This window comes from Cyanobacteriota bacterium, from assembly GCA_025054735.1.
GTDB lineage: Bacteria > Cyanobacteriota > Cyanobacteriia > SKYG9 > SKYG9 > SKYG9.
Map to the genome: position 1 here is coordinate 1 of JANWZG010000195.1, position 6933 is coordinate 6933.

The 6933-nt window shown below is 45.5% G+C and carries 7 protein-coding genes; all 7 read right to left on the bottom strand.

Annotated elements, in window-relative coordinates; all coding sequences use genetic code 11:
- The coding region (locus NZ772_10660) for a glycosyltransferase (GenBank protein MCS6814013.1) at positions 1-677 on the bottom strand (677 nt) is incomplete at its 3' end.
- Positions 674-1504 (bottom strand): polysaccharide deacetylase family protein, encoded by an 831-nt coding sequence (locus NZ772_10665; GenBank protein MCS6814014.1) that lies wholly within the window; start codon positions 1502-1504, stop codon positions 674-676. The genes NZ772_10660 and NZ772_10665, both read right to left, overlap by 4 nt.
- A 268-nt stretch (positions 1505-1772) precedes the next feature.
- Positions 1773-2609, bottom strand: coding sequence for an FkbM family methyltransferase (locus NZ772_10670; GenBank protein ID MCS6814015.1), 837 nt, complete (start codon positions 2607-2609; stop codon positions 1773-1775).
- 59 nt (positions 2610-2668) lie between these two features.
- Positions 2669-3550: a sulfotransferase domain-containing protein gene (locus NZ772_10675; GenBank protein ID MCS6814016.1), complete on the bottom strand. Its 882-nt coding sequence runs from the start codon at positions 3548-3550 to the stop codon at positions 2669-2671.
- A 57-nt stretch (positions 3551-3607) separates the two neighbouring features.
- Entirely contained in the window at positions 3608-4261 is a 654-nt protein-coding gene (locus tag NZ772_10680) for a methyltransferase domain-containing protein (protein ID MCS6814017.1), read from the bottom strand.
- 10 nt (positions 4262-4271) lie between these two features.
- On the bottom strand, positions 4272-5516 hold the full coding sequence (locus tag NZ772_10685; GenBank protein ID MCS6814018.1) for an ABC transporter ATP-binding protein: 1245 nt from the start codon (positions 5514-5516) through the stop codon (positions 4272-4274).
- Between the two features lie 208 nt (positions 5517-5724).
- The gene (locus tag NZ772_10690; protein MCS6814019.1) at positions 5725-6921 is read right to left on the bottom strand and encodes a class I SAM-dependent rRNA methyltransferase; all 1197 of its coding nucleotides are present in this window, start codon (positions 6919-6921) and stop codon (positions 5725-5727) included.
- Between the last annotated feature and the right edge of the window lie 12 nt (positions 6922-6933).

Sequence of the window (6933 nt, forward strand, 5' to 3'; positions counted from 1 at the left end):
TGACATGGCGTGGCAACATACAGACGACTTCGAGCATAGATTTGCTGCTTGCGCTGCCAGTTATAGGCAGTAGCATCCCTAGGAATAGGTGGTGGAATCGTCAAGTCAGGACATGAGCCGCAACCAGTGCGCCAACGATCGCACTCGAACGAATGGGCACAGTGACCACTCAGCAACCAAGCATCATGCAGCGATAAAACGATTGGACACCGTCGACTCAGCCAAGCCAATGCCCGTAGATCAAAGTACCCCCTGCCAAAACCAGAACCGTGTAAATTATGACAATGAATGATATCAGGCTGAAATTTACGCAGCAGGTGCCACGTTGCAGGTGCATGAAAATCTTCATGTCCTAGCTGGGAGCGAATTCTCCAGATAGGATCCGTAATCAGTTGCAGAGGTCTTGACAGTTTAGTGAGTAGAAGCTGTAACCTGCCCGCACCTAGCCTTTTGCCATTAAACGCTTGCAAAGATGCTCGCAACGCCATGCAAGCTTGAAACCAGGCATGATTAGGTAACACCTCAGCCATGCCTACTACAGTTGGATGATGACTATACTTTGCCGCTACAACAAAGGATGATTCATAACCTAGCTGCTGATAGCCCTGAAACAGTTGCCATGCTAGCCTAGCTGCTCCTCCTAGATTATCGATCGTGTTGATTTGCAGAATCTTCACGCCAACCACTCCCGAAGGCGACGCTCAAACTCATCCCCGTCCCAGTTTCTGACCAGAACACGTGGCAACTGGAAGCGATCGCTCTGTCGAGTAACAACACCACCAAAGTTAGAACACGCCAGTTGAAAGCCTGCTTCCTGAACCAAATCTACCGTATCTGCCGTGTAGTCAGATGGACTACCGAAGGGATAGGCGAAACTTGTCACAGGTTGCCCCACAATCTCTTCCAATCGAGCCTTGCTCTGTTGAATTTCCAAACGCTGCACTGCGATCGACTGTGCTGAAAGCGACAAATGCGACATTGTATGAGCACCTACCTCAATTAACCCACTTGCAGCTAATTGAGCAACTTCTTCAGGGTTCATCACGCGATGAGTATCTCGCCCAATAGAGCCACTACCAATCTGTTGCCAGAGTTGATGTTGTACATCTTGCCGTCGATCTGCCGACAAAGGATACACCAGTTGACACAACTGTCGGTAGGCAATCTGTCGCTCAGTTGGGCTATCTGGTGATAACACTGTCCAATGCTGATGCATTTTGTAGGAATCAATACTGTATTCAGACACTGCCCCTAAGTTTTGCTGATACTCTTCCCCATCAACAGAAAGCTGAATTATTGCTGGTAGTGTTCCAGGTCGTAGCAGAATACGATCTAAATCGTCCCACCAAAACTCTTCAGACTTACCCACAAAGCCTGCGGTTACAAATACAGTTGCAGGAACATCATGCTGCTCTAGAAGGGGCTTTGCTACATAAAAATTATCTGCATAACCATCATCAAATGTAACCACTACAGCACGTCTTGGCAAATTACCAAGTGCCATTCGTTCAACTAGCGATCGTAATGATATAACTGGGTAGCGTGAACGAATAACTTGCAAATGCTCTGCAAAGTGTTGTGGTGATACTGATAGCCATTGAGGATCAGAGCTTAGCTCCACAATTCTATGATAAAGAAGAATAACGACATGAGGTGATAAGTAGTTTCGAGTTAAATACACCCAGTGCTTGCATCGCCCTAATCCTCTGATATTCATACAGTAACTGTAGTTAAGGAACTCTAGCTAAAGTAATCGACGAACATACGCTTTACTATTCTCGAAATCCAAAAATGTTCAATTGCATATCCATCTCAGTATGGATTGCTCGCTGAATAAATGGTTGAGCAATGGGAGCATTAGCATGAAGATGCACACGAAATCCAGCATCTATTAAACAACCGAGTAGAACATGCAGCGTTTGTGGCTTACCTACGAATGAGTGATATTCTACAAATATATTTTCTACATTGCTTAACAAATCTTTACAATCTTCTATAACACAAGTTTCTGCTCCCTCAATATCAATTTTCAGAAAAGAGATTGGCCGGTCTAAATAGTCTCTTAGGCGGACAGTTTTAACTTGAATTAGTTTAGAATCTGATTGATCAGATTGATCATCGATTAAACGTCCACCATCCGCACCCTCTATAAGGAATTCCAATGTTGTTTCAGCATTCCAAACCGCTTTGGGAATAATTTCTACACTAGAAAGTTTAAAGGATCTTATATTCTTTTCCAGAACTGAAACCACATTTGGATCTGACTCAAACGCAAGCACAGAGCTTTCTGGATATAGTCGCTTGATATAAATCACGCTCATGCCAATGTTTGATCCACAATCAATCACAAAAGGCTGAGTGCCCTTTGCTGTAAATTTGTAAATCTCCCGTTCAAAAATATCTTGATACATTGACAAGCATGAAGCAGAATCTACTATATCCAATGTCTCTCCCAATAGAGTGATAGATGCAGATGTATATCGAGGAAGTTCTTGCAGTTGCCTAACCACTGAAAGATGCTGCAAACATTTCTGACGCATTGCATAGTAATTCTTACGGTAAGTTTGACTGACCCCTAACTTTAATAGGTGAGCAATATAGTTCTTCATACATAATTAGACTATTTCAATGATTCTGACATTAATTCCCTAACAGTGATTTTTCTACATCAAGATAGCCAGCATGACAAGTCTCGCTGGAGTAAATCACTCAGACGAATAATCTCATCTTGATAGCGTCGTGAGAGTTCTTTTTCAATCGCTAGAGGCATAACTGGCTTGGATCCTAACTTACAATTCAATTTCATCAATAGTGGGACATGTGAACGGATTAAATTTTGAAATCGGCCAGGCACTTTTCTCCAACAGTCATGGCGTAACCAGAACTGTAAGGATACGGATCGGGGAAGTCGGCTAACATTTTTAGCGGAAAAATCGATTTCTGATATGGGGTTAATTGATAAAAAACCACAGACATCTATGTAAAATTTTCTCGGATCTTTTACTAGATCATCAAATAAGTAAACTCCAACATTATCTTTTCCAAATATCTGAAAATAACGATTTACCTGCTCAACATACAATCCGCTATGAAAATACATATAATCCCAAAAAAATTCTGGATTATTTCGATAGAATAATGGGTCATGAAAGCGTTCAAATTCCTTTTCTAGCGCAGTAGAGAAGTCGGGTAACCATTCGTATCCCTCCATTGCCATCCAAGCGTATAACGATAGTGCACGTTTCACAGGATGCCGTAAGATGATGATAATCTTAATCATGCCTAACTCTTTGGCAATCCAGGCAGCACTTTCTGGAGCTGTCAAATAAGCTGTTGATGCTTCGCCAATCATCTGCTTACCTGCTCCGGGAGCGAACAGGCTATAGTATTGATCACGGTTAGCAAGCCCATAATTGAACACAAAGTAAGATGGTTCCTTGATAGTAGGCAAGAAAACATCAGGATGCTGCTGTAACCAGTAGCTCAGTGAAGTTGTACCAGCTTTTGCGGCACCAACAATCAAAAAATTAGGATGAATAGACTGGGCCATTCTAGTTTACTTAATTCACTATCTCCTATAAGTTCAGCTCTTAAACGCACTAAGAAATTAATTAATCTTTTTACCAACAGCAATCATCCGAGGAGGATATAGAAACTCTTCAATATGCAGAACATCGTAGCCATCCATAATAACTTGAGTTACCGATGCTTCTGAAAAGCGATAGTAGTCAGCAGGCGTTGGGCTGTAGTGGTAAGTTGGTACAGAGGAAAACCAGGTGTTTTCAGCTAAGGAAATAAGTTTATCTTCCAAGCCAAACTTACGAAGGCTCGCACCTAGCTTATACAAAATGCGCTTGAATGCTAACTTTTGCATTCCTCTAGTAAACACCGGAATGTTTACATATAGTAAACCGCCGCAGGAAAGCACTCTATGCATCTCACTGAGGGATTTCCAGAAGTAGCGATCGTTATTAAGGACTCCAGAGCAAATGACTGCATCAAACTCTGCATCTCCAAAGATGCTCATATCGTTAGCATTACACTCTAAAAGCTTGTAGCCTAATGATGCTGGAATGTACTCAGCAGGGGGGATTTCTAAGTTAATCCCAATCAACTCTTGATCAAGGGATTGCCCAGCAAAGATAGTCAACAGTGTTTGAGCTGGATCCGCGAGGGCACCGATTTCTAAAATCCGCTTCCCTGGGGGTGGAAATTTTTTGAAAATATGATTTCGGAAATGATTGTAAACAACAGGTTGCATTTAATATTGCTTACTCCTTTGTGATTCGCCAAGTTAACCGTGGTTGAATGATCCCCCACCCTGGTAAGTTACCATCAAACTGTGGATCGGTGTTGAGGATATCAAATGCCATACATCTATACGCATAATGATAGGACTCAACACGATAATGCTCTGCTCCTAAATCGATATAGTAGCGTCCTGCTGTTAATAGTTCTCCCGGAAATTGAGCAATAGCTCGATAACAACCTGCTTGATATGCTGTTTGATAAACAGCCCAGGAAAATAACACATGAATTCCCTGCTGATTTACAAGACGAATGGAGACAGAGAGTTGGCTAATAAACTTACAAGCCTCAAAAGTTATCTCTATGAAGAAGGGTAAGCGACAGTCTATTTCGGCGGCGAACTCACCTTGATGATTATAGACAGCGACTTGGCGAAGTACAACACCTTTGTTAATTTCTGGTTCTGGGAGAGCTGTGTAGGATAACTTCTCGGCTGCCTCAGCTAGATAGGTTTCAATGACTGCGTTAGGCTGACCGGACTCCAACAGTTGCCCATCTTTTAGGAGTATTACTCGTTGGCATAGTTCCAAGATAGTACTCATATTGTGGCTAACGAACAATACAGTACGTCCTTCCGTTGTAGAAACTTCTTCAATTTTACCCAAACACTTTTTTTGAAAAATGGCATCCCCTACAGCGAGGACTTCATCGACGATCAAGATTTCTGGTTCTAGGTGGGCAGCAACGGCAAAGGCGAGGCGGACGTACATGCCGGAGGAGTAGCGTTTGACGGGGGTGTCGATGTATTTCTCTACGCCAGCAAAGTCTACGATTTCGTCAAAGCGCCGATCGATCTCCCGCTTTTTCATGCCCATGATGGTGCCGTTGAGGTAGATATTTTCCCGTCCGGTGAGTTCGGGGTGAAAGCCAGCGCCGACTTCTAGCAAGGAGGCAACTCGTCCGTGAATCTCGGCATAGCCTGTAGTAGGTTCGGTGATGCGAGAGAGAATTTTCAGTAGGGTACTTTTGCCTGCGCCATTGCGTCCGATGACACCAATCACTTCACCTTGTTTGACTTCAAAGGAAACATCCTTGAGTGCCCAAACAATCTCGTCGTGAGTGGGGGGACGCAGGGTAGTGTTGAGGTACTTAAATGGGGATCCCAGGAAGTTGCTAACGGCTTGCCGCAGGGACTGGGGTGGTTTGTCCTGTACGCCAATGCGGTATTGTTTGCTCAGGTTTTCGACACGGATGGCGATGTCAGTCATGGGGGATCAAGCCACAGGCAAGCGTGATTGGTGTTGATGCTTCTAAACTATAGCAACGATCGAATCTTGCAACGGAATGGAATGAGTATGCCCTTGGCTGGCAGTGATGTTATCACACTTTGCTTACTAAACGAGGCTAAGTTGGGGCAAGTTTCGGGGCATGGCGATGCTGTATAGGTCTGGGTCAATGCCCTAGGCTAGACGCAGGTCACTCTGGTGGACTGACATGGCTGACCACAAACTTGAGGTAGCGTCCTTCGGGAAAGGCGGCAGGAACGGGATGATCGAGGGGTTGTCCGGCTTCGTGGAGAATTTGCAGGCGACGATCGCTGATAGATCCAGCACTGGCGAGCATGTCTTTGAAGGCTTCGGGGCTGACTTGGCTAGTGCAACTGGCAGAGACCAACAGACCATGAGGAGCAACACAACTAAGTGCGAGGGCATTGAGTTTGGTATAGGCGCGAATGGCAGCAAAGCGGTTTTGCTTACTCTTAGCAAAGCTAGGCGGATCCAAAATGACCATATCAAAGGTGCGCCGTTCTTGCCCATAGCGTTGGAGCAGGTCAAAACAATCGGCGGTGACAAAGGTGTGGCGATCGCCGGCCAACCCATTGAGTCGCAAGTTAGCTTCAGCTACAGCAGCTAGGTGCTTGCCAATATCCACACTGGTGACATGGCTGGCACCACCCCGCAGAGCATAGAGGGAAAATGCACCTGTGTAAGCAAAGCAGTTCAGCACGGTTTTACCTCGGCTCAGTTCCCCTACAAAGCGGCGATTTTCTCGGTGATCCAGAAACAGTCCTGTCTTTTGTCCAGCCTGGAGGTTGACCTGAAATAGCAGTCCATGTTCCTTGACCACGAGGTCAGCGGCAGGAGCCTCTCCCCACAGCAGTTGAGTCTTGCTATCTGGGGAGGAGTAGTTGTCTTCTCTAACTTCTGAGTGCTGGGTGCGCCACAAGATTCCTCGGAGGGGAGCGATCGTCCGTAGAGCATTGACGAGCCAGTCCAATAGAACGGTGGCACTTTCCATATAGGTTTGCACGACGGCAACCTCACCATAAAGATCAACCGTGATGCCGGGTAGACCGTCGCCTTCTCCGAACAGCCAGCGATAGGTCGTACAGTGCTGCTCTCGGAGGGGCGATCGCAACTCCCAGGCGGCCTGGACTCGATTGTGAAGCCAGCGGGGATCCGGTAGTTGTCGTTGGGAAAAAATCCGTAGGGCGATCGGGCCTTTGTTATCCCATAGTCCAAATCCAGACCAGTTACCACACCGCACACGTACCCACTCACCTGTAGTAAAGTGTACATCAGCAGGTAATTTGTCTCGATAAATCCAGGGATGTCCTTGGGCTAAACGCTCCTTGAGTTGGGGAGGGACGGTGATGGCAGGCAGCTTTGCCATGGATAGTTAGGG

Coding starts and splice junctions, on each gene's coding strand:
- NZ772_10665 (MCS6814014.1), bottom strand. CDS start 1,504: ATGGCACTTGGTAATTTGCCAAGACGTGCTGTAGTGGTTACATTTGAT.
- NZ772_10670 (MCS6814015.1), bottom strand. CDS start 2,609: ATGAAGAACTATATTGCTCACCTATTAAAGTTAGGGGTCAGTCAAACT.
- NZ772_10675 (MCS6814016.1), bottom strand. CDS start 3,550: ATGGCCCAGTCTATTCATCCTAATTTTTTGATTGTTGGTGCCGCAAAA.
- NZ772_10680 (MCS6814017.1), bottom strand. CDS start 4,261: ATGCAACCTGTTGTTTACAATCATTTCCGAAATCATATTTTCAAAAAA.
- NZ772_10685 (MCS6814018.1), bottom strand. CDS start 5,516: ATGACTGACATCGCCATCCGTGTCGAAAACCTGAGCAAACAATACCGC.
- NZ772_10690 (MCS6814019.1), bottom strand. CDS start 6,921: ATGGCAAAGCTGCCTGCCATCACCGTCCCTCCCCAACTCAAGGAGCGT.